General features: G+C 67.1%; 16 protein-coding genes and 2 tRNA genes. 6 read left to right on the forward strand and 12 right to left on the reverse strand.

The features are described 5' to 3' along the window. Positions 1–8: 8 nt before the first annotated feature. From HMPREF2924_RS20740 to HMPREF2924_RS20750, 3 genes are read right to left on the reverse strand one after another with little or no spacing between them, the layout of a single operon-like run. Positions 9–488, reverse strand: coding sequence for an SEL1-like repeat protein (locus HMPREF2924_RS20740; RefSeq protein ID WP_003109166.1), 480 nt, complete (start codon positions 486–488; stop codon positions 9–11). Continuing rightward, on the reverse strand, positions 478–843 hold the full coding sequence (locus HMPREF2924_RS20745; protein ID WP_003114793.1) for a hypothetical protein: 366 nt from the start codon (positions 841–843) through the stop codon (positions 478–480). The genes HMPREF2924_RS20740 and HMPREF2924_RS20745 overlap by 11 nt, the downstream gene beginning before the upstream one ends. A 2-nt stretch (positions 844–845) precedes the next feature. Continuing rightward, positions 846–1,157 carry a helix-turn-helix domain-containing protein gene (locus HMPREF2924_RS20750; protein ID WP_003114792.1) on the reverse strand — a complete coding sequence of 104 codons (312 nt, stop codon included), beginning with the start codon at positions 1,155–1,157 and terminating at the stop codon, positions 846–848. 103 nt (positions 1,158–1,260) lie between these two features. Between HMPREF2924_RS20750 and HMPREF2924_RS20755 the strand changes: the two genes are divergently transcribed. Further along, positions 1,261–2,007: a substrate-binding periplasmic protein gene (locus HMPREF2924_RS20755; RefSeq protein WP_003130413.1), complete on the forward strand. Its 747-nt coding sequence runs from the start codon at positions 1,261–1,263 to the stop codon at positions 2,005–2,007. Here HMPREF2924_RS20755 and HMPREF2924_RS20760 read toward each other — a convergent pair. The 4 genes from HMPREF2924_RS20760 to HMPREF2924_RS20775 form a co-directional block, all read right to left on the reverse strand. Continuing rightward, positions 1,995–2,426, reverse strand: a complete 432-nt coding sequence (locus HMPREF2924_RS20760) for a YkvA family protein (RefSeq protein ID WP_003109163.1) — start codon at positions 2,424–2,426, stop codon at positions 1,995–1,997. The genes HMPREF2924_RS20755 and HMPREF2924_RS20760 overlap by 13 nt on opposite strands. 370 nt (positions 2,427–2,796) lie before the next feature. Then, entirely contained in the window at positions 2,797–3,558 is a 762-nt protein-coding gene (locus tag HMPREF2924_RS20765; protein WP_003091600.1) for a BamJ family beta-barrel-assembly machinery protein, read from the reverse strand. A 256-nt stretch (positions 3,559–3,814) separates the two neighbouring features. Beyond that, positions 3,815–3,891 (reverse strand) — tRNA-Asp (locus HMPREF2924_RS20770). 16 nt (positions 3,892–3,907) lie between these two features. Further along, a tRNA-Val gene (locus HMPREF2924_RS20775) sits at positions 3,908–3,983 on the reverse strand. Between the two features lie 164 nt (positions 3,984–4,147). On the opposite strand from HMPREF2924_RS20775, the gene rdgC reads away from it, so the two are divergent. The 4 genes from rdgC (at position 4,148) to HMPREF2924_RS20795 (ending at position 6,968) form a co-directional block, all read left to right on the forward strand. Beyond that, positions 4,148–5,068, forward strand: coding sequence for a recombination-associated protein RdgC (gene rdgC, locus HMPREF2924_RS20780; protein ID WP_003091601.1), 921 nt, complete (start codon positions 4,148–4,150; stop codon positions 5,066–5,068). Between the two features lie 86 nt (positions 5,069–5,154). After that, positions 5,155–6,090 carry a bile acid:sodium symporter family protein gene (locus HMPREF2924_RS20785; RefSeq protein ID WP_003130133.1) on the forward strand — a complete coding sequence of 312 codons (936 nt, stop codon included), beginning with the start codon at positions 5,155–5,157 and terminating at the stop codon, positions 6,088–6,090. A gap of 139 nt (positions 6,091–6,229) precedes the next feature. Next, the gene (gene sugE / locus HMPREF2924_RS20790) at positions 6,230–6,544 is read left to right on the forward strand and encodes a quaternary ammonium compound efflux SMR transporter SugE (protein WP_003091603.1); all 315 of its coding nucleotides are present in this window, start codon (positions 6,230–6,232) and stop codon (positions 6,542–6,544) included. Between the two features lie 214 nt (positions 6,545–6,758). Then, complete coding sequence (locus tag HMPREF2924_RS20795; protein ID WP_003091604.1) at positions 6,759–6,968, forward strand: cold-shock protein; 210 nt, start codon at positions 6,759–6,761, stop codon at positions 6,966–6,968. A gap of 60 nt (positions 6,969–7,028) precedes the next feature. Here HMPREF2924_RS20795 and HMPREF2924_RS20800 read toward each other — a convergent pair whose 3' ends face one another. The 4 genes from HMPREF2924_RS20800 to HMPREF2924_RS20815 form a co-directional block, all read right to left on the reverse strand. Further along, positions 7,029–8,903, reverse strand: coding sequence for an MFS transporter (locus tag HMPREF2924_RS20800; RefSeq protein ID WP_003091605.1), 1,875 nt, complete (start codon positions 8,901–8,903; stop codon positions 7,029–7,031). A 174-nt stretch (positions 8,904–9,077) separates the two neighbouring features. Next, on the reverse strand, positions 9,078–11,243 hold the full coding sequence (locus tag HMPREF2924_RS20805; RefSeq protein WP_003091606.1) for a TonB-dependent receptor family protein: 2,166 nt from the start codon (positions 11,241–11,243) through the stop codon (positions 9,078–9,080). A 96-nt stretch (positions 11,244–11,339) separates the two neighbouring features. Further along, positions 11,340–12,194, reverse strand: coding sequence for an AraC family transcriptional regulator (locus HMPREF2924_RS20810; protein ID WP_003091607.1), 855 nt, complete (start codon positions 12,192–12,194; stop codon positions 11,340–11,342). A gap of 66 nt (positions 12,195–12,260) precedes the next feature. After that, on the reverse strand, positions 12,261–12,848 hold the full coding sequence (locus HMPREF2924_RS20815) for a GNAT family N-acetyltransferase (protein WP_003119682.1): 588 nt from the start codon (positions 12,846–12,848) through the stop codon (positions 12,261–12,263). Between the two features lie 265 nt (positions 12,849–13,113). Here HMPREF2924_RS20815 and HMPREF2924_RS20820 point away from each other — a divergent pair, with 265 nt between their 5' ends. Next, positions 13,114–16,593: a PAS domain-containing hybrid sensor histidine kinase/response regulator gene (locus HMPREF2924_RS20820; RefSeq protein WP_004363078.1), complete on the forward strand. Its 3,480-nt coding sequence runs from the start codon at positions 13,114–13,116 to the stop codon at positions 16,591–16,593. Positions 16,594–16,600: 7 nt separating this feature from the next. Here the strand turns inward: HMPREF2924_RS20820 and HMPREF2924_RS20825 are convergent, their stop codons facing one another. Then, entirely contained in the window at positions 16,601–20,947 is a 4,347-nt protein-coding gene (locus HMPREF2924_RS20825) for a DEAD/DEAH box helicase (protein WP_004363080.1), read from the reverse strand. Positions 20,948–20,983 lie beyond the last annotated feature (36 nt).

A 20,983-nucleotide genomic window follows, 5' to 3' on the forward strand; every position in this document is an offset into this window, starting at 1 on the left:
TCGTTCAGCTATAGACCGAGCGCGGACGCCCGTTGCGCATAGTGCTCGGCGCGCTCGCTGTCCGGCGCCAGGCCCGGGCCTCCATCGCGGTAGAGTTCCGCCAGCTTGCGCGCCGCCAGCGGGTGGCCCGCCTCTGCCGCTAGTGCCCAGTGGCGGCTGGCTGCCAGCGCGTCGGGCGCTTGCCGGCTGTCGCCCTTGAGCGCCTGCACGCCGAGCTGGTAGGCCGCTTTCCCATCGCCCGCGCTGGCAGCAAGGCGCAGCAGGCGCAGGCCCTCCTCGCGCGCGCCGAAGCCCTGTCCACGGAACAGCAGCAGGTGACCGTAGAACGCCTGGGCGTCGCGGTGTCCGAGGTTGGCCATGCGCGAGAACTGCCCCTGCATCCACTGCCAGGCTCGCGGCTGCTTGACCAGCCAGGGCCAGCCCAGCAACTGCCGGGCCACGCCGTAACCGAGGCGGGCGCGCAGGCGCCAGATCCATTCAGAGTTCATCGGGATACTCGAATTCGAAGACACGGACCACTTCCGCCGCATGCCAGCCAGCCGCGGCCGGGCCGTCCGGCGGACCGGAAAAACGCCCGAGGCGCTCCACGCACTCGAAGAAACCGGTGCGTGGCAAGCGGCTTGCGCCCTGGCTGATGACCAGCGAACTGCGCAACGGACGCCCCGAGCGCGCATCCAGCGATGCCAGGTGCTCGAGAGCCGCGGTGAGGGTGGTCATCGCCGGAGTCGGCAGTTGCAGGCGCTCGATCAGCGCCCGGTAGGTGAGCAGATGACGCTGGCGACGCGCATCCTCGATTTCCAGCAGCAGGCTATCCCAGTGTTTACGGCTGATCAGCACACTCAAGGTCAGGCCCCCGTCGCTTTGCCCAGCACACGCTCCAGGGCGAACAGGATGGCCTCGCTGGCCTCGCGTTCGCCGCGTTCGATCATCGCCATGTAGGAAGGACTGATACCGACCTCCCGGGCCACCTGTTCCAGGCTCAGGCCGCGCGCCTCGCGGCGCTCCAGCAGACTCGCGGAAGGCGGCGCCGGCGCGGTCGTCTCCACCGCGACACTGGCGGCCGGGCGACCGGCGGCGGCCAGCAACGCCTGGTATTCGGCCCAGGGCAACACCGCGTACTCCGCCTCGCCGTCTCGCGTGATCACTTGGACATTCATGTCGGTCTCCTTGCAAGCCGCCATCTTATCAGGCACCGCGCCGCTGCGGACTGGCTATACTGCTGCCCTGGTCACACAGTCTGCCTGGTGGAGGAGCCCACGGGTGCGCCGGAGAAGTCTTGGTTTGTGCATCCTGCTGGGAGTCGGACAGGCCTTCGCCGGCGAGCTGCGCTGGGGCTTCAGCCCCGCCGACGGCATGCCCTACGTGGACATCGTCGATCACCAGCTGCAAGGCGGCTTCACCCGCCAGTTGGGGGAGCGGGTCGCGCAGCGGCTGGGATTGTCGCTGCGTTTCGTGGAAACGCCGAACCGAAGGATCGACGGCTTCATGGCCAGCGGACATATTCACGTGATCTGCAACTCCAACCCCGGATGGGATAGCAAACCCGAACGCTACCATTGGTCTCCCGCCCTCTTCGAAGAGCAGGACGTCCTGCTGCAGCGCGACGACCGTCCGGCGATCCGCGACTTCGCCGAGCTGCGCGGCAAGACCCTGGGTACAAGTCTAGGCTATGTCTACGCGGACGATCTCATGCAGGCCTTCGCTGCCGGGGAAATTCGCCGCGAAGATACCCGCGACCTGGCCAGTCGCGTGCAGATGCTCAAGCGTTCGCGCCTGGACGCCGCGGTGGACATGCGCCGCCCGCTGCTCTACCTGACGCGCCAGCATCCCGAGCTGGGCCTGAGCGTCAGTCCGCTGGTACTGCAGAGCTATCGGATGCACTGCATCTATGGCAGACAACTGCCGGTCCCCGTCGAAAGTATGGACCGGGTGCTCGACGAGATGGTCAGGGACGGCAGCATCGAGCGCCTGCTGGAAAACAGCCTGCGAGCGCCTCAGGAACCCTGAACGCGCTCCGCCCTGGGAGCCGGCAGCTCTCGCAGCGCCTGCTGCGTCTCGACGCCCTGGGCGTCGCGCCAGACCTTGAAGGCATCCAGCTCGGACTGCCAGCGACGCACTACCCAGGCCAGGACGGCGAGATCGTCGAGCAGGCCGACACCGAAGATGAAGTCGGGGACGATATCCACCGGCGAAAGGAAATAGGCCAGCGCCGCGATCACCGAGAGCAACGCCTGGCGGCTGAGTCCGCGGTATTCGCCGCGAACCCAGGCCACCAGCAGTTCCTGCAGCAGGCGCAGGTCGCTCTTCACCAGCTTCAGGCGCGAGCGCTTGCGTGCTACCGCAATCAACAAGGCGGGCACCCGGCCACGGGCCAGGAAACGTTCCGCGATCCCCAGGTAACGACTGAATCCTCGTGGTGCATCCATCCTTCCACCTCGCTCAAGCGCTTGCCGCCGAGGCTCTCCGGGTTATCCACGCATACTGTGGATAACCTTGTGAACAGCCCCCCCTTCCGTCGGCGAGAAGCCCGTCGCTACAGGCTTTCCGACAGATCGGACACTTTTTAGACAGTGCTCTAAAAGCATTGAAAATCAAGGGTTTGACCTAGCGCAACGGACAACCCGAGGTCAATACCGTAGGTCGGGTCGACGTGCGACAAATGTGTGCATAAGGGTAACACCGGCCGTGCCCTCGACCTGTTTTTCAGACCCTCGCGGCAGCGCCTGGGTTCAGCCGAATCCGCAAATGAAAACGCCCCGTCATGGACGGGGCGTTTCATGCATCGCGGCGGAAAAATTACTTCTTCGCGTCCGCCTTGGCTTCGGGCTGCGCTGCGGCACCGGCCTCGGGCTCCGCGTCCGGCTTGGACGGATCCTTGATGCCGAGCAGTTCCATGTCGAAGACCAGTACCGAGTTGGCCGGGATCGCCGGGCTCGGGCTCTGCGCGCCGTAGGCCAGCTCGCTGGGGATGTACAGCTTGATCTTCTCGCCGACGTGCATCAGTTGCAGGGCTTCGACCCAACCCGGGATCACGCCACTGACCGGCAGGTCGATCGGGCTGCCGCGCTCGATGGAGCTGTCGAAGACGGTGCCATCGGTCAGGCGGCCTTCGTAGTGGACGGTCACCACGTCGGTGGCCTTCGGTTGCGGGCCATCGGCCTTCTTCACGATTTCGTACTGGAGGCCGGAAGCGGTGGTGGTCACGCCGTCGCGCTTGCCGTTTTCCTCGAGGAACTTCTTGCCGGCCTTGGCGTTTTCGTCGCCGATGGCCGCCATGCGCTCCTCGGCACGTTTCTGCAGGAAGGCGAAGGCTTCGGTCAGCTCTTCATCGGTGAGCTGCTGCTTCTTCTTGCCGAGGGCGTCTTCGATGCCCTTGGCGACGGCTTTCGAATCCAGGTCGTCCATGCCTTCCTGGGACAGGCTCTTGCCCATGTTCAGGCCGATACCATAGGAAGCTTTCTGCGCCGGGGTCTTCAACTCAACGTTGGTCTGCGAATCGCAGCCGGAGAGAACCAGACCGACCAGTGCGATCGCTGCTGCCAACCGATGTTGTTTCATGCTGAGTCCTTTAATCTGTTCGCCGCTCGGGCATATTCGATGAAGCCGCGAGCTTAGCAGGCTGTCGCGACCAGTGGCTATGGGCAATAGGAACAGGTGCGCGCGGATAAGTTCAAGGCCGAACTTTCCGAAAAATGAAGGAGATAGCAGAACGAACGCGTGGAACGAGGACAGAAGAACAGCGGAAAGGAAGCGTCGAAAAACGTCGAATTATGAAGCGGGAAGGAAGCGCAAGAGATACAGCGAAGGAAGGAAATGGCGCAGCGGACGGGACTCGAACCCGCGACCCCCGGCGTGACAGGCCGGTATTCTAACCGACTGAACTACCGCTGCGCGTAACTTGCGAGATTGGTGGGTGATGACGGGATCGAACCGCCGACCCTCTGCTTGTAAGGCAGATGCTCTCCCAGCTGAGCTAATCACCCTTCACTCTCGAAGTGGGGCGCATTCTACGGAGCGATTCGGCCCCTGGCAAGCCCCTCGATGAAAAAAATTTTCTGCCGTTCCAAGGAGTTAGCGACGGACCGGGGTTGGCCTGAGCCGCCAGCGGCGGAATAATGGGTCCTTTGTGCCCGGAGAGAACGACCCCATGTGGTTCCGCAATCTGCTCGTCTACCGCCTCACCCAGGATCTGCAACTGGATGCCGATTCCCTCGAGAAAGCCCTCGGCGAAAAACCCGCCCGCCCCTGCGCCAGCCAGGAGCTGACCACCTACGGCTTCACCGCGCCGTTCGGCAAAGGCCCGGACGCACCGCTGGTACACGTCAGCCAGGACTTCTTCCTGATCTCGGCACGCAAGGAAGAGCGCATCCTGCCGGGCAGCGTCGTGCGTGACGCACTGAAGGAAAAGGTCGACGAGATCGAAGCCCAGCAGATGCGCAAGGTCTACAAGAAGGAACGCGACCAGCTGAAGGACGAGATCGTCCAGACCCTGCTGCCGCGCGCCTTCATCCGCCGCTCCAGCACCTTCGCCGCGATCGCGCCGAGCCTCGGCCTGATCCTGGTCGACTCGGCCAGCGCGAAGAAGGCCGAAGACCTGCTCTCGACGCTGCGCGAAGCGCTCGGCTCCCTGCCGGTACGCCCGCTGAGCGTGAAGGTCGCGCCGACCGCGACCCTCACCGACTGGGTCAAGACCCAGGAAGCCGCCGGCGACTTCCACGTGCTCGACGAATGCGAGCTGCGCGACACCCACGAGGACGGCGGCGTGGTCCGTTGCAAGCGCCAGGACCTGACCAGCGAGGAAATCCAGCTGCATCTCACCGCCGGCAAGCTGGTCACCCAGTTGTCCCTGGCCTGGTCGGACAAGCTGTCCTTCGTCCTCGACGACAAGCTGGCGGTCAAGCGCCTGCGCTTCGAAGACCTGCTGCAGGAGCAGGCGGAAAAGGACGGCGGCGAAGACGCCCTCGGCCAGCTCGATGCCAGCTTCACCCTGATGATGCTGACCTTCGCCGAATTCCTTCCGGCGCTCTTCGAGGCCCTCGGCGGCGAAGAAATCCCCCAGGGCGTCTGACGCCCCGCTCTCCCGGCGGCGCCCGCCGCTGGGAGAGTCGCGCCCGGCATGGCAGACTGGCGGCCGTCCAATAACAAGGAAAGCCCATGCGTGCCCTGACCGCCCTGAGCCGTTTCGTCAGCGCCAGCTTCCCGTTCTGGGTCCTGCTGTTCGCCATCCTCGCCTTCTTCCAGCCGGCCTGGTTCCTCCCGCTCACCGTCGCCATCGCGCCGCTGCTCGGCCTGGTGATGTTCGGCATGGGCCTGACGCTCAAGGGCGAAGACTTCCGCGAGGTCGCCCGGCACCCCATACGGGTGCTGATCGGCGTGCTGGCCCAGTTCGTCATCATGCCCGGCCTGGCCTGGCTGCTCTGCCGCCTGTTGCAGTTGCCGGCGGAGATCGCGGTGGGCGTGATCCTGGTCGGCTGCTGCCCCGGCGGCACCGCTTCCAACGTGATGACCTGGCTGTCCCGTGGCGATGTCGCCCTGTCGGTGGCGATCACCTCGGTGACCACTCTGCTCGCCCCGCTGGTCACGCCGGCGCTGGTCTGGCTGCTGGCCTCGGCTTGGCTGCCGGTGTCGTTCGCGGCGATGTTCCTGTCCATCCTCCAGGTGGTGCTGGTGCCCATCGCCCTCGGCCTGCTGGCACAGCGCCTGCTCGGCGAGCGCACCCGACAGGTGGCGGAGGTGCTGCCGCTGGTCTCGGTATTCAGCATCGTGGTGATCATCGCCGCGGTGGTGGCCGCCAGCCAGGCGCGGATCGCCGAGTCCGGCCTGCTGATCATGGCCGTGGTGATGCTGCACAACGGCTTCGGCCTGTCGCTCGGCTATCTCACCGGCAAGCTGACCGGCATGCCGCTGGCACAGCGCAAGGCCCTGGCCATCGAAGTCGGCATGCAGAACTCGGGGCTCGGCGCGGCGCTGGCCAACGCCCATTTCTCGCCCCTGGCAGCGGTGCCCAGCGCGCTGTTCAGCGTCTGGCACAATCTCTCCGGTTCGCTGCTGGCCGCCCTGTTCCGGCGTATGGAAGATACGCCGCGTTGAACTGGGTCCCGGTCGGGAAGCCTTGTCCCGACCGATTAACCATGCAAAATACCGCACGCAGTGAGGACGACCTCACCACCCGCCTCCGGCCGGTGATCGAATGGGGACGGCCCCGCCACCCGTTGCCCTGGAGATCGCCATGTCCTGGATCATCCTGTTTTTCGCCGGCCTGTTCGAAGTGGGCTGGGCCGTTGGTCTGAAATACACCGAAGGCTTCAGCAAGCCGCTTCCCACGGTCCTCACGGCGCTCGCCATGCTGGTCAGCCTGGGCCTGCTCGGCCTGGCCATGAAGCACCTGCCGCTGGGCACCGCCTATGCCGTCTGGACCGGGGTCGGCGCGGTCGGCACGGTAATCGCCGGGATCGTCCTGTTCGGCGAATCCATGGCATTGCTGCGCCTGGCCAGCGTCGCGCTGATCGTCTGCGGACTGGTCGGCCTCAAGCTGAGCCATTAGACATCCATCGAATATGCTCCGAGGGGTATCGCTTTCCGCAGTTTTATCGCGTACTCTGCGACCACTGTGCTTGCTTGGGTCACAGTGAATCGTGACCTGGTGTGGTAGATCTCGGTCCGCTCATCGCCTCGGCTCCTCGTACTCTTTGCAACTCAGTACCTACCGGCTCGGATATTTCCGTCGCCGCAATCAACTTTGTTTCAGGAGTTACACCATGTCGAATCGTCAGAACGGCACCGTAAAATGGTTCAACGACGCCAAAGGCTTCGGCTTCATCACCCCGGAAAGCGGTAACGACCTGTTCGTTCACTTCCGTTCCATCCAGGGCACCGGCTTCAAGAGCCTGCAGGAAGGCCAGAAGGTTTCCTTCGTGGTCGTCAACGGCCAGAAAGGCCTGCAAGCCGACGAAGTACAAGTTATCTAACTTGTAGTTCGCCAAAAAAAGCCCCGGCATCGCCGGGGCTTTTTCGTTTCTGCGGATCGATCAGCGAGCTTCGCCGCGCAAGCTCGTCACCCGAGCCTGCAGGTCGAGGCGCTCCACAGCCCCCGGCGCCACCGATTCGCCGGCCACCAGGCTTACCCGCGACCACAGGCGGCGGAAGAAGCCCTTGTTCGGGTCGCGGCTGAAGAAGCTGCCCCACAGGCCCTGCAGCGCCATGGGGATCACCGGAACCGGGGTTTCCTCGATGATCCGCTCGATCCCGGCGCGGAACTCATTCATCTCGCCGTCGGCGGTCAGCTTGCCCTCAGGGAAGATGCACACCAGCTCCCCGTCCCTCAGGTAGTCGGCGATGCGCTGGAAGGCGCGTTCGTAGATCCCTTCGTCCTCGTGGCGCGCCGCTATGGGCACCGCGCCGGCGGTGCGGAAGACGAAGTTGAGCACCGGCAGCGAGAAGATCCTGTAGTACATGACGAAGCGCACCGGCCGCCGGATCGAGCCGGCGATCAGCAGCGCGTCCACGTACGAGACGTGGTTGCACACCAGCACCGCCGCTCCCTCGTCCGGGATCGCCTCCAGATTCACATGCCGGACCCGGTACATGGTGTGGCTGAGCAGCCAGACCAGGAAGCGCATGGTGAATTCCGGGACGATCTTGAAGATGTACACGTTCACCGCGACGTTCATCAGCGACAGGGCGAGAAACAGCTGCGGGATCGACAGCTTGGCGACGCTGAGGAAGAGGATCGAGACCAGCGCAGCGGCGACCATGAACAGGGCGTTGAGGATGTTGTTGGCGGCGATCACCCGGGCCCGCTTGTCCTCGTCGGTGCGCGCCTGGATCAGGGCGTACAGCGGTACGATATAGAAGCCGCCGAAAATGCCGATGAACAGGATGTCGGCCAGCACCGCCCAGGTCTCATGGTGGCGCAGCACCGCCAGCCAGTCGTAGGGCGCCTCGCCTGGGGGAATGCCGCCGGCGTGCCACCAGAGGAGGATGCCGAAGACGGTCAGGCCGATCGAGCCGAACGGCACCAGGCCGATCTCCACCTTGCGACCGGAAAGCTTCTCGCACAGCATCGAGCCCAGCGCGATGCCCACCGAGAACACGGTGAGGATCAGGGTCACCACGCTTTCGTCGCCGTGCAGCCATTCCTTGGCGAAGGTCGGGATCTGCGTCAGGTAGACCGCGCCGAGGAACCAGAACCAGGAGTTGCCCACCAGCGAGCGCGAGACCGCCGGGCGCTGGCCGAGCCCCAGGCGGAGGATGCTCCAGGACTGGGCGAAGATGTTCCAGTCGAGCTTCAACCCCGGCAGCGCCGCCGCCGCTCGCGGAATGCCACGGCTGGCCAGGTAGCCGCAGGCGGCCACCAGCACCACCGCGGTGGCCACCGCCGCCGCGTAATGCGCATGGGACATCAGCACGCCGGCGCCGATGGTGCCGGCCAGGATCGCCAGGAAGGTGCCCATCTCCACCAGCGCGTTGCCGCCGACCAGTTCGTCCTCGTGCAGGTGCTGGGGCAGGATCGAATACTTCACCGGGCCAAATAGCGCCGAGTGGGTGCCCATGGCGAACAGCGCGACGAACATCAGCGGCAGGCTGCCGAAGACGAAGCCGGCAGCGCCGACCAGCATGATGCCCACCTCGGCCAGCTTCAGCGCGCGCATCAGCGCGTCCTTGTTGTACTTCTCGCCGAACTGTCCGCCCAGTGCCGAGAACAGGAAGAACGGCAGGATGAACAGCAGCGCGCAGAGGTTGACCAGCAGGCTGCGGTCGCCGCTGACGCTGAGGTGATAGAGGATGGCGAGGATCAGCGACTGCTTGAAGATGTTGTCGTTGAAAGCGCCGAGCAGCTGGGTGATGAAGAACGGCAGGAAACGCCGCTTGCCCAGCAGGGCGAATTGCGAATGTTGGGTCATCGTCCTTGTTACCTTGCGTGGCCGCCGAAAGGAAGCCCGTCATCGATTGGACTGCATGGACCGCGGATCAGGCCACAGCGTTCCGATGGAAATTCCGCGCCCATCATAGAACAGGCGTCCGCGTTGCCGCAGGACGCCTGTCGTCGGACGATGCGCCAAGTCGCATCCGAATATTCAGAAACCGACGCTGGCCTGCATGAACAGCGTTCGCGGCTGACCCACGTAGATTCCCGAATTGTTGTCGCTGGAGCGGGTGAAATACTGCTTGTCGAACAGGTTCTTCACCCCGAGGCCGAGCTTCAGGTTCGACGCCTGCGGGCCGAAGTCGTAGCCGACGCGGGCATTCCAGGTCACGTAGCCGGGAATGTCGCCGTACTGGCCGTCGGCGCTGGGCTCGGTGATGTAGTTGTGGGTGAAGTTGCCCTGGCTGTCGGTGCTCAGCCCTGGCGCGCGCTGCATGGACTGGGCGAAGGCGTCGAGGTTGTAGGTCCAGCGGTCGACCTCGTAGCGCACCCCGGCGGTGGCCACCTGGCGCGAGTAGAGCGGCAGGTCGCGCCCCTTGAAGGAGGGAATGTCGCCTTCGTAGGTGGCGCGGGTATAGGTGAGGCTGCCGTAGACCGACAGGCCGTCCAGGCGCGGATCGAGAGCGGCGAAGTCATAGTGGCCGGAAGTCTCGATGCCCTGGTGCTTGGTGGCGCCGAGGTTGGTCCAGCCGACGTCGTTGCTGACGTACTGCAGCTCGTCGTCGAAGTCGATGTAGAACAGCGTGATCTCGCCGCCCCAGCTGCCGTTGTCGTAGCGCGTGCCCAGTTCGTAGGTCTTGGCCTTCTCCGGCTCCAGGCCGGCGGCGGTATCGTTGCCGCTGCCGCCCTGGCCGAGCTGGAAATACTGCAGGCTGCCGAACGATTCGGAGTAGTTGGCGAACAGCTTCCACTCGTCGCTCAAGTGATACATCAGGCTCAGCGCCGGCAGCGGTTCGTTGTAGTCCTTGCTGCGCTTCTTCTCCTGCACCGGCTTGCCGTTCAGGCCGAGCACCGGGCGGTCGCGCCAGTCGCTGTCGATCTTCTCGAAGCGGATGCCGGGGGTGATGGTCCAGTTGCCGACATCGATCTTGTCGTCGATGTAGAAGGCGCTGGCCTCGGTACCGCCGGTACGGTCCTGGTAGGTATGGCCGTCCGAGCCGGGACGCACGGTCGGCACATTGTCGACCAGGGCCAGCTGGCTGGCGCGCTCGTTCATCGCTTCCTTCAGGTAGCGGTAGCCGATGCCGATCTCCTGGGTGGTCGGGCCGGCGAAGAAGATCCGCGAGACCCGCGGCTCCACCGCGAACACATGGTAGTCGCGCGGGTACGAGGTGATGGTCCTGAGGTTGCGCGCGGCGATGCTGCTGCCGCGGAAACTGTCGCTGTAGTAGGTGAGCACCTCGAACTGGGTGAGGTCGTCGACCTGGCGGGTGTACTTCAGCGAGAAGTCCTTGCGCCGACCACGGAAGTTGTCCCAGTCGCGCACCGACTGGAAGGGATCGTCGTCGTACTGCGCCTGGGTCAGGCCGCCCGGCATATCGGCGTAGGCGTCGTAGTAGTGGAAGTTGGCCGCCAACTGGTCGCTGTCGGTGAGCTGCCAATGGGTCTTGAGCAGCACGTCATCAATATCGTTGTCGTTGTTGCCGTCGCGGTAGTCGGCGCCCTTCACCCCGGAATACAGCAGCGCCACGCCCAGGCCGTTGTCGGCGGTCCCGCCGAGGAACGCCTGGTTGAGCTTCTTCCAGCCGCCGTGGCCGGCATGCTCGATGGTGGTGCCGATTTCGCCGGAGAACTTCTCCGGAATCGCCCGGGTCACGAAGTTGATCACCCCGCCGACGTTCTGCGGGCCGTAGCGCACCGAGCCGGCGCCGCGCACGACGTCGATACTCTCCAGGTTACCGATGGACAGCGGCATCATCGACAGCTGCGGCTGGCCGTAGGGCGCCACCGCCGCCGGCACGCCGTCGATCATCACCGTCGAGCGCGGCGACAGGCGTGAAGTCAGGCCACGCACCCCGACGTTCAGGGAGATGTCGCTGCCGCCGGTACCGTTGTTGTCCTGCACTTGCACGCCGGGCACCTTGCGCAGCACGTCGCGGACGTTCTGCGCACCGCTCTCGAGCATTTCCCGACGACGCACCACGCTGCGCGCGCCGGGATGGTTCTGCACCACCGCCTGGTCGGCTTCGCCCAGCCAGTCGCCGACCACGGTGACCGTGCCCAGTTCCTTGGCTTCCTCTTCGGCCTGCGCCGCCTGCATGGACACACCCAGCGCGATGGCGACGGCCAGGCGCGACAACGAACTCACGGACGACATCGAGGCTCCCCCAGGGACGCAGGAAAAAGTGGGGCGCAAAATTACGGCAAATCGTAAAGAACGTAAATACAAATGATTTGCAAATGTGAGCTTGACTTATTCGTATGTCGTCAAGGACGAGCGCGCGCAGGCCGAGCGGTATTCACCCGGTGCCACCCCGTAGGCCTGCTTGAACTGGCGACCGAGGTGGCTCTGGTCGGCGAAGCCCAGCTCCAGGGCCACCTCCAGCGGCGCCCGGCCGCTCTTGAGAAGTGCCCTGGCCTGCTCCAGGCGGCGCTGCCTGAGCCAGGCGTGGGGCGGCATGCCGGTGGCGCGACGGAAGACCCGGGCAAAATGGAACGGGGACAGATTGACCGCCGCCGCCAGTTCCTCCAGCGAAGGCGGATCGAGCAACCGCGCCGCCAGCAGTTCGCGGGCGCGGGCCACCGCCAACGGCTCCTGCCCGGCCTTCGGCGCTTCTGGCAGGCGGGCGTGGCGACGGAACAGGGCGAGCATCGTCTCGCGCCAGCGGGTCTGGGTTTCCAGGCTGCCGGCATGCTCGGCCAGCAGGCGGTGCAAGTGGACGAAGGCGCGTGCCAGGGGCTGGTCGTGGATCACGCTGTCGGCGAAACGCGGCACGCCGCCATGATGGATTTCCAGCTCGTCGAGAATCCCGTCGATCTGCTCCATTTCCGGGTAGTAGCCGCGATAGAGCCAACCGGCATCATGGGCCTTGGAGCCGGTGTGCACTTCGTCGGGGTTGATCAGCACCATGCTGCCCAGCGGGGCTAGGTGCTCGCCGCCACGATGGCGGAAGCGCTGCGCGCCCTGCTCGATGATGACTAGGGCGAAGCTGCTGTGCACGTGCGGCGCGAAGCGCTGCTCCACATAGCGCGCGTGCAGCAGTTCGACGCCGCCCAGTTCGGCGGCGCGCCAGAAATGCGTGTGTTCTCCGCTCGTCTCGTCCGGCACTGCCGTCTCCTCGTTCGCCCGTCCGGACGGGCCGCCCAGCATACCGCAGGAGCGACGGAACCGGCTTCAGCCGGTGAAGCTGGCTTCCAGCGCCGCCTTGACCTGCGGCCATTCGTGGTCGGTGATGCTGTAGACGAAGGTGTCGTCTAGCCGCCCGCCGGCCAGCCGCCGGTGGTTGCGCAGCACGCCCTCGCGCTGCGCGCCGAGCTTGTCGATGGCGCCCTGGGCGCGCAGGTTGCTCGCCGCCGTGCTGAGCTGCACGCGGACCATGCGCAGGTTGTCGAAGGCATGCTTGAGCATCAGGTACTTGATCATGCGGTTCAGGCCGCTGCCGTGCTGGGCCTGGTCGAGCCAGGTCCAGCCGATCTCGCAGGCCGGCAAGGCGGGAAGGAATTCGGCGAAGCGCGTGGTCCCGACCAGTTGCACGCCGAGGCGGACGGCGAGCGGCAACGCCCTGCCCTCGCGCTGCTCGGCGAGGCTCTGGCGGTACCAGTCCGGCCGTGTCGGTCCGTCCATGTACTGCAGCGCCTCGCGGTTGGCTTCGGCGAGGCTCACCAGCTCGGGAATGTCCGCTTCCACCAGCGGCTCGAGACGCAAGGCTCCGCGCTGCAGGGTGATCGGTAGCGGCTTGAACATGGGCGCCCTCCTCGACATCGACGCAAAACTCCGCTCCCATCAGAGCGTAGCGGCCGCGTTTAGTGCCGCAGCCGAAACCGGCTACGATGAACGGACAGCCGGCCGCCGGGGCCGTCCGCGCTCACGCAGCCCGGCACGCTACCAACTCCGCGCGTCCGGCTCAAGCATGCGTGCGACCTTGGTCGCAGGCGGCCTGACGCGCGGGCCGACAAGTGCGAAACTGGCGCGAAAGCAAGACCCCCGCCTCACGCCAGCTTCACGCGGGGACATCATCGGAGTTCGCATGTCGCTGTCCATCGGGCTGATCGCCGTGGTCGCCCTGGTCTACATGGCCATCCTGTTCGCCATCGCCTTCTATGGCGACCGTCGCCGCACCCCGCTCTCACCCCGCCTGCGCGCCTGGGTCTACAGCCTCTCCCTGGCAGTGTACTGCACCAGCTGGACCTTCTTCGGCGCGGTCGGCCAGGCCACCGACCAGCTCTGGTCGTTCCTGCCGATCTACCTCGGACCGGTGTTGCTGATGCTGTTCGCGCCCTGGGTGCTGCAGAAGATGATCATGATCAGCAAGCAGGAGAACATCACCTCCATCGCCGACTTCATCGCCGCCCGCTACGGCAAGTCGCAGGCGCTGGCGGTGGTGGTGGCGCTGATCTGCATGGTCGGCGTGCTGCCCTACATCGCCCTGCAACTGAAAGGCATCGTCCTCGGGGTGAACCTGCTGATCGGCTCCGGCGCCGACTCCACCGGTACCCGCGCCCAGGACACGGCGCTGATCGTGTCGCTGGTGCTGGCGCTGTTCACCATCGTCTTCGGTACCCGCAGCCTGGATGTCACCGAACACCACCGCGGCATGGTCCTGGCCATCGCCTTCGAGTCGCTGGTCAAGCTCACCGCCTTCCTCGCCGTGGGCATCTTCGTCACCTTCGGCCTCTACGACGGCTTCGCCGATCTCTTCTCCCAGGCCCGCGCCGCGCCGCAGTTGGCCGACTACTGGGAAGAGACCGTGCACTGGCCGGCGATGCTGCTGCAGACCGGCGTGGCGATGACCGCGATCATGTGCCTGCCGCGGCAATTCCACGTCACCGTGGTGGAGAACATCGAGCCACGCGACCTCAACCTGGCGCGCTGGGTGTTCCCCATCTACCTGGTGCTGGCCGCGTTGTTCGTGGTGCCGATCGCCCTCGCCGGCCAGTTGCACCTGCCCGCCGGGGTAATGCCGGACTCCTTCGTCATCAGCCTGCCGCTGGCCGAGGCGCACCCGGCGCTGGCCCTGCTGGCGTTCATCGGCGGCGCCTCGGCCGCCACCGGAATGGTCATCGTCGCCAGCGTCGCGCTGTCGACCATGGTCTCCAACGACATGCTCCTGCCGTGGCTGCTGCGACGCCGGGAAAAGGACACCGAACGGCCCTTCGAGGCCTTCCGTCACTGGCTGCTGACCGTGCGCCGGGTGAGCATCGCGGTGATCCTGCTGCTCGCCTACGTGGCCTACCGCCTGCTCGGCTCCAGCGCCAGCCTGGCGACCATCGGCCAGATCGCCTTCGCCGCCATCGCCCAGCTCGGCCCGGCGATGATCGGCGCGCTGTACTGGAAACAGGCCAACCGCCGCGGGGTCTTCGCCGGCCTCGCCGCCGGCTCGCTGCTGTGGGCCTATACGCTGGTCCTGCCGGTGGTGGCCAAGGGCCTCGGCTGGCCGCTGGAGCGCATCCCCGGCCTGACCTGGCTGGCAAGCAATCCCTTCGGCCTGCCGATCGAGCCGCTGACCCAGGGCGTGCTGATCTCGCTGGTCGGCAACTTCGCCCTGTTCGGCCTGGTCTCGGTGCTCTCGCGCACCCGCGTGTCCGAGCACTGGCAGGCCAGCCGCTTCATCGGCCAGGAGATCTCCCAGCGGCAGAACTCGCGCTTCATGCTCGCGGTGCAGGTGGAAGACCTGCTGATGCTCGCCGCGCGTTTCGTCGGCGAGGAACGCGCGCGGCAAAGCTTCATCCGCTTCGCCTACCGCCAGGGCAAGGGTTTCACCCCGAACCAGACCGCCAACAACGAGTGGATCGCGCACACCGAGCGCCTGCTCGCCGGGGTCCTCGGCGCGTCCTCGGCGCGGGCGGTGGTGAAGGCCGCCATCGAGGGGCGCGAGATGCAGGTGGAGGACGTGGTGCGGATCGCCGACGAAGCCTCCGAGGTGCTGCAATTCAACCGCGCCCTGCTGCAGGGCGCGATCGAGAACATCACCCAGGGCATCAGCGTGGTCGACCAGTCGCTGCGCCTGGTGGCCTGGAACCACCGCTACCTGGAACTGTTCGAGTACCCGGACGGGCTGATCTACGTCGGCCGACCGATCGCCGACATCATCCGCTACAACGCCGATCGCGGCCTGTGCGGGCCCGGCGATCCGGACATGCACGTGGCCAAGCGCCTGTACTGGATGCGCCAGGGCACTCCACACACCTCCGAGCGGCTGTTCCCCAACGGCCGGGTCATCGAGCTGATCGGCAACCCGATGCCCGGCGGCGGCTTCGTCATGAGCTTCACCGATATCACCGCCTACCGCGAGGCCGAACAGGGCCTCAAGGGCGCCAACGAGTCGCTGGAACAGCGGGTCCAGGAGCGTACCCAGGAACTCTCGCAGTTGAACCAGGAACTCAGCGAGGCGAAGAGCAACGCCGAGGCCGCCAACCAGTCGAAGACCCGCTTCCTCGCCGCCGTCAGCCACGACCTGATGCAGCCGCTGAACGCCGCGCGGCTGTTCTCCGCCGCCCTCGCCCACCAGGACGCGCTGCCCGGCGAGGTCCGCGACCTGGTGCAGCACCTCGACTCGTCGCTGCGTTCCGCCGAGGACCTGATCACCGACCTGCTGGACATCTCGCGCCTGGAAAGCGGCCGGGTCAGCGCCGAACGCAACCCGTTCCCGCTGAACAACCTCTACGATGCCCTCGGCGTCGAGTTCAAGGCGCTGGCCCAGGAACAGGGCCTGCATTTCCGCCTGCGCGGCAGCCAACTGCGGGTGGACAGCGACATCAAGCTGCTGCGGCGCATCCTGCAGAACTTCCTGACCAACGCTTTCCGCTACGCCAAGGGCCACGTGCTGCTCGGCGTGCGCCGCGAGGACGGCAGCCTGCGCCTGGAAGTCTGGGATCAGGGGCCGGGCATCCCACCGGACAAGCAGAAAGTCATCTTCGAAGAGTTCAAGCGCCTGGACAGCCACCAGACCCGCGCGGAGAAAGGCCTCGGTCTCGGCCTGGCGATCGCCGACCGGCTCTGCAAGGTCCTCGGCCATCCGCTGGAGGTACGTTCCTGGCCGGGCAAGGGCAGCGTCTTCAGCGTCCGCGTACCGCTGGCGCGGCAGGCGCCGCCGGCCCTGGCCAACGGCCACAAGGCCGAACCGGCGCAGGCGCTGAACGGCGCCCAGGTGCTCTGCGTGGACAACGAAGACAGCATCCTCGCCGGCATGAACAGCCTGCTCAGCCGCTGGGGCTGCCAGGTCTGGACCGCGCGCAGCCGCGAGGAATGCGCCACGCTGCTGGACAGCGAGATGCGCCCGCAACTGGCGTTGATCGACTATCACCTGGACGACGGCGAGACCGGTACGCAACTGATGGCCTGGCTGCGCACGCGCCTGGGCGAGCCGGTGCCGGGCGTGGTGATCAGCGCCGACGCGCGGCCGGAACTGGTGGCGGAGATCCACGCCGCCGGCCTCGACTACCTGTCCAAGCCGGTCAAGCCGGCCGCGTTGCGGGCCCTGCTCAGCCGCCATCTGAGCCTGCGCTGAGCGGGCCTCAGTGACGGCGGATCAGCAGCGCACGGATCTGCTGCGCGGTCTCGCCGTCGACTTCCGCGAGCATCCGCACCTTGCCGGCTACCAGCGCCGCCAGCGGCGCTCCGTCTCGATAGAGCAGGCGGTTGCCGGTCACCGCCGGCACCCGTTCGCCGGGTAGCAGGCCGCCGACCAGGTTCAACGGATCGACTGCCGACACCACCAGCATCGCCCCATCCGGCGGCCGCTTGCGCACCTCGCGCAACTGGCCGACCGCTTCCGCCAAGGCGAACTGCTCGCCGGCCAGGCCGGCGATGAAGCGCCCGCCGCGAATCTCGCCGCGCGCTTCCAGGCGATGGTAGACGCGCAGCAGCTCGCGCCACGGCGGCAGCCAGTCGGCTTCACGCTCCAGCAGGCGCCAGGCGACCACCCCATAGCGCCGCAGCAGGGTCCGGGCGACATGTTCGAGGACCTCCGCCGGCAAACGCTGCCCCGTCTCTTCCACCTTCGCCCGGCGCAGCGGCGCCCAGCGCCCGGCGTCCTGCATGCCGCCCGGCAGGCCGCGCGAGCGGCGCTCCTGGCGGCTGCGCTTGTCCGCCGGCATCAGCAGGGTGCGCAGCCCGGCGAAGCTGTCGGCGTTGACCCGACCGACCGAGACCAGCTCGCCGAGGGCGTTCTCCAGCTCGCTGCGCAGCAGGTGGGCGTCCTGGCTCAGTTCGTCGAAGAACGATGCACCCTGCTCGCGCAGCACCTCCAGTACCCTGGCCGCGCGCGGCGACAGTTCCGGCTCCGGCGCGTCGCGCTGCAGGACGCTCCAGAGCCCCAGCTCGCGGCGCGGCAGGAGCACGATCGGCGCGCTGCGCAGCGGACCGCCGGCGGCCTTGCTGCGTCCGGCCAGGCGCGCCCAGACGATGCGTCCGGAACGGCACAGCTGGTCCAGCCAATGGCTGGCGTAGTCGGCCACCCGCGCTGCCAGCAGTTCGCTTTCCCAGGCGGCCGCCGCGGCCTGGAAGCCTTCCAGTTGCTCGACCACCGTAGCCAGGGACTCCGCTCCCCGGCCACGGGTGCCCGGCGCCAGGCGCTGCCAGTCGAACAGGAAGCGCATGAAATCGGCGCGCTGCACCGGCTCGATTTCCCGGCGCAGGCGCTTCACCGTATAGCGATGGATGCGCGCCAGCAGATGGCGTTCGCACCACTCCTCCTCCGTCGCGCCTGGACTGAAGCGGCCACGCAACACATAGCCTTCCCGCTCCAGGGCGGCCAACGCGTACTGCTGGTCGGCCAGGCCGATGCCCAGGTCGGCCGCCAACTGCCCGGCCGTGCGCGGCCCGAAGCCACCCAGGCGGGCACGGGTCAGCTCCACGGTCGCCGCTTCCGCCGAGTCCGGCGGCGGATAGCCGCGAGGCGCCTGGAAAGCGTCGGGCACCTTCGCCGCGGGATGCACCAGGCGCATCGCCGGCAGGCGCTCCGCCGCCAGCCAGAGAGTGCTGCCTGCGCAGTCCAGGCGTCCGGCGCGGCGTTGCTCCGACAGTTGCGCAAGCCATTCCCTCCAGCCCGGATTGGCCTCGGCCTCGCCCGAGGTGAGGAAGCCCAGGCTGTTCAGCGCCTCATGCATCTCGTCGGCGTTGCGCGCTTCCGGCCAGGCCTGGCCACGCACCGCCTCGATCGCCTCAAGGTCCAGGGCGCCGAGGTCGTCGGCGGACTCGGGATCGCTCCAGCGGCGATTCTGTACCGCCTGGGTACGCCGCTCCTCCAGCGGCGCATCGTCGAGATAGGCGTAGGGACGTGCGGTGAGTATCTCCGCCGCCAACGCCGAAGGCGCCGGCAGGTCGCGCGCCAGCAAGTCCACCGCGCCGCTCTCCATGTCGCGCAGCAGGGCCAGCCAGCCGTCGCAATCCATCGCCTCGTGCAGGCAGTCGTCGAGGGTCTGCGCCACCAGCGGGTGATCGGGCACCTCGCGCTCGCCGACGATATTCTCCAGGCACGCCACCTGGTCGGGGAACACGCTGGCCAGCAGATCCTCGCTCTTCATCCGCAGCAGTTGCGGCGGCACCTTGCGACCGCCGGCGTAGCGCGGCAAACCGAGCGAGGTGGTCAGGTTCCAGCGCCAGCGCACGCCGAACAGCGGCGCGTCGAGCACGGCCTGTACCAACAGGTGCTCGGCGCTCGCCGAATGCAGGTAGCGCCAGACCTCGTCGAGGGGAAAGCTGTGGCTGGTGGACAGCGAGAGGATGATCGCGTCCTCGGTGGCAGCCGCCTGCAGCTCGAAGTTGAAGCTGCGGCAGAAACGCTTGCGCAGCGCCAGGCCCCAGGCGCGGTTGAGGCGGCTGCCGTGGGGACTGTGGATGATCAGTTGCATGCCGCCGGATTCGTCGAAGAAGCGTTCCATCACCAGCCGCCGGCTCCCGGGCAGGCCACCCAGGGCCTGGCGGGCGCGGGCCAGGTACTCGACGATCTGCCGCGCGGCGCCATCGTCCAGCCCGAGGGTGGCGCCGAGCCAAGCGATGGCTGGCTCCAGCCGCTGCCCTTCCGGCAATGCCTGGCCTTCGCCGAGCAGCTCGTCGAGGGTGTCGCGCAGGCGCGCCACGCTGGCCGACAGCTCGTCGCTGCGCCCCGGCGCCTCACCCAGCCAGAACGGAATGTTCGGCGGCTGGCCCTGGGCGTCCTCGACCCGCACCCGTCCCGGCTCGATGCGGATGATCCGGTACGAGGTGTTGCCCAGTTGGAACACGTCGCCGGCCAGGCTCTCCACCGCGAAGTCCTCGTTGACCGTTCCCACCAGCAGGCCCTGCGGCTCCAGCAGCACGCTGTAGTCGCCGGTATCGGGAATGGTCCCGCCCGAGGTCAGCGCGGTCAGCCGCGCGCCACGGCGGCCACGGAGCAGGCCGTTGAGCGCATCGCGATGGAGATAGGCGCCGCGCACGCCGAGGCGTGAGTGGTAGCCCTCGGCGAGCATCCGCAGGACTTCGTCGAAGCGCTCGCGCTCCAGCCCGGCGTAGGGCTCGGCGCGGATCACCAGGCGATAGAGGTCGTCCTCGCGCCACTCCTGGCAGGCCACTTCGGCGACGATCTGCTGCGCCAGCACGTCCAGCGGCTGGCGCGGCAGCACCAGGCTGTCCAGCTCGCCACGGCGCACGCTGTCGAGCAGCGCCGCGCATTCCACCAGGTCGTCGCGGGAGGTCGGGAACAACCGGCCCTTGGGGGTGCCGCCGACGCTGTGCCCGGAACGCCCGACCCGTTGCAGGAAGGCGGCGATGGAGCGCGGCGACGACAACTGGCAGACCAGCTCGACGTCGCCGATATCGATGCCCAGCTCCAGCGAGGCGGTCGCCACCAGTACCTTCAATTGCCCGGCCTTGAGGCGCTGCTCGGCATCCAGGCGCAGCTCCTTGGCCAGGCTGCCGTGGTGGGCCGCCACCTGGCGGCTGCCGAGGCGTTCGGCGAGGAAGCGGGTGACCCGCTCGGCCATGCGCCGGGTGTTGACGAACACCAGGGTGGTGCGGTGCTCGCCGGCCAGGTGCGCCAGGCGGTCGTAGACCAGCTCCCAGGTGTCGTTGGACATCACCGCTTCCAGCGCCACCGGCGGTACCTCGATGCCCAGGTCGCGGGGGCGCGTATAGCCGATGTCGACGATCCGGCAGGCCGGATCGCGCGGATTGCCGCTGGCACCGACGAGGAAGCGCGCGACCTTCTCGATCGGCTTCTGCGTGGCGGACAGCCCGATCCGCAGCAGCGGTCGCGGACACAGCGCCTGCAGGCGCTCCAGCGACAGCGCCAGGTGGCTGCCGCGCTTGCTGCCGGCCAGGGCATGGATCTCGTCGACGATCACGCTGCGCACCCCGGCGAGCATCTGCCGGCCCGACTCCGAGCCGAGCAGGATGTACAGCGATTCGGGCGTGGTGACCAGGATGTGCGGCGGGCGCTTGCGCATCGCTCCGCGTTCGACCTGCGGCGTATCGCCGGTGCGCACCGCGCTACGGATATCGACGTCGGGCAGGCCGAGACGCGCCAGTTCTTCGCGGATGCCGGCCAGCGGTTGCTCCAGGTTGATGCGGATGTCGTTGGACAGCGCTTTCAGCGGCGAGACATAGACTACCTGGGTGGCATCCGCCAGCTCGCCGCCGGCGGCCAGCCCCTCTACCACCAGGGCATCGATGGCGGCGAGGAAGGCGGTCAGGGTCTTGCCCGAACCGGTGGGCGCGGCGACCAGGGTCGAAAGCCCCTCGCGGATCGCCGGCCAGGCCTCGACCTGGGCCGGCGTGGGCGCGGCGAAGTGGCGTTCGAACCACTGGCGGACGGCGGGATGGAACTCCGCCAGGGGCCGCGGAGCCGGCTCGGCGCGGCGGGCGGAAGAGGATGAAATAGGCATCATGCTCCGCACTATGGTGGCGCCGCGGGCGACTCA

Source organism: Pseudomonas sp. HMSC063H08, from assembly GCF_001813645.1.
GTDB lineage: Bacteria > Pseudomonadota > Gammaproteobacteria > Pseudomonadales > Pseudomonadaceae > Pseudomonas > Pseudomonas aeruginosa.

Excerpts from the sequence above, each read along its gene's own strand:
- HMPREF2924_RS20740 (WP_003109166.1), bottom strand. The coding sequence starts at position 488 with ATGAACTCTGAATGGATCTGGCGCCTGCGCGCCCGCCTCGGTTACGGC.
- HMPREF2924_RS20750 (WP_003114792.1), bottom strand. The coding sequence starts at position 1,157 with ATGAATGTCCAAGTGATCACGCGAGACGGCGAGGCGGAGTACGCGGTG.
- HMPREF2924_RS20760 (WP_003109163.1), bottom strand. The coding sequence starts at position 2,426 with ATGGATGCACCACGAGGATTCAGTCGTTACCTGGGGATCGCGGAACGT.
- HMPREF2924_RS20765 (WP_003091600.1), bottom strand. The coding sequence starts at position 3,558 with ATGAAACAACATCGGTTGGCAGCAGCGATCGCACTGGTCGGTCTGGTT.
- rdgC (WP_003091601.1), top strand. The coding sequence starts at position 4,148 with ATGTGGTTCCGCAATCTGCTCGTCTACCGCCTCACCCAGGATCTGCAA.
- HMPREF2924_RS20785 (WP_003130133.1), top strand. The coding sequence starts at position 5,155 with ATGCGTGCCCTGACCGCCCTGAGCCGTTTCGTCAGCGCCAGCTTCCCG.
- sugE (WP_003091603.1), top strand. The coding sequence starts at position 6,230 with ATGTCCTGGATCATCCTGTTTTTCGCCGGCCTGTTCGAAGTGGGCTGG.
- HMPREF2924_RS20795 (WP_003091604.1), top strand. The coding sequence starts at position 6,759 with ATGTCGAATCGTCAGAACGGCACCGTAAAATGGTTCAACGACGCCAAA.
- HMPREF2924_RS20800 (WP_003091605.1), bottom strand. The coding sequence starts at position 8,903 with ATGACCCAACATTCGCAATTCGCCCTGCTGGGCAAGCGGCGTTTCCTG.
- HMPREF2924_RS20805 (WP_003091606.1), bottom strand. The coding sequence starts at position 11,243 with ATGTCGTCCGTGAGTTCGTTGTCGCGCCTGGCCGTCGCCATCGCGCTG.
- HMPREF2924_RS20815 (WP_003119682.1), bottom strand. The coding sequence starts at position 12,848 with ATGTCGAGGAGGGCGCCCATGTTCAAGCCGCTACCGATCACCCTGCAG.
- HMPREF2924_RS20820 (WP_004363078.1), top strand. The coding sequence starts at position 13,114 with ATGTCGCTGTCCATCGGGCTGATCGCCGTGGTCGCCCTGGTCTACATG.
- HMPREF2924_RS20825 (WP_004363080.1), bottom strand. The coding sequence starts at position 20,947 with ATGCCTATTTCATCCTCTTCCGCCCGCCGCGCCGAGCCGGCTCCGCGG.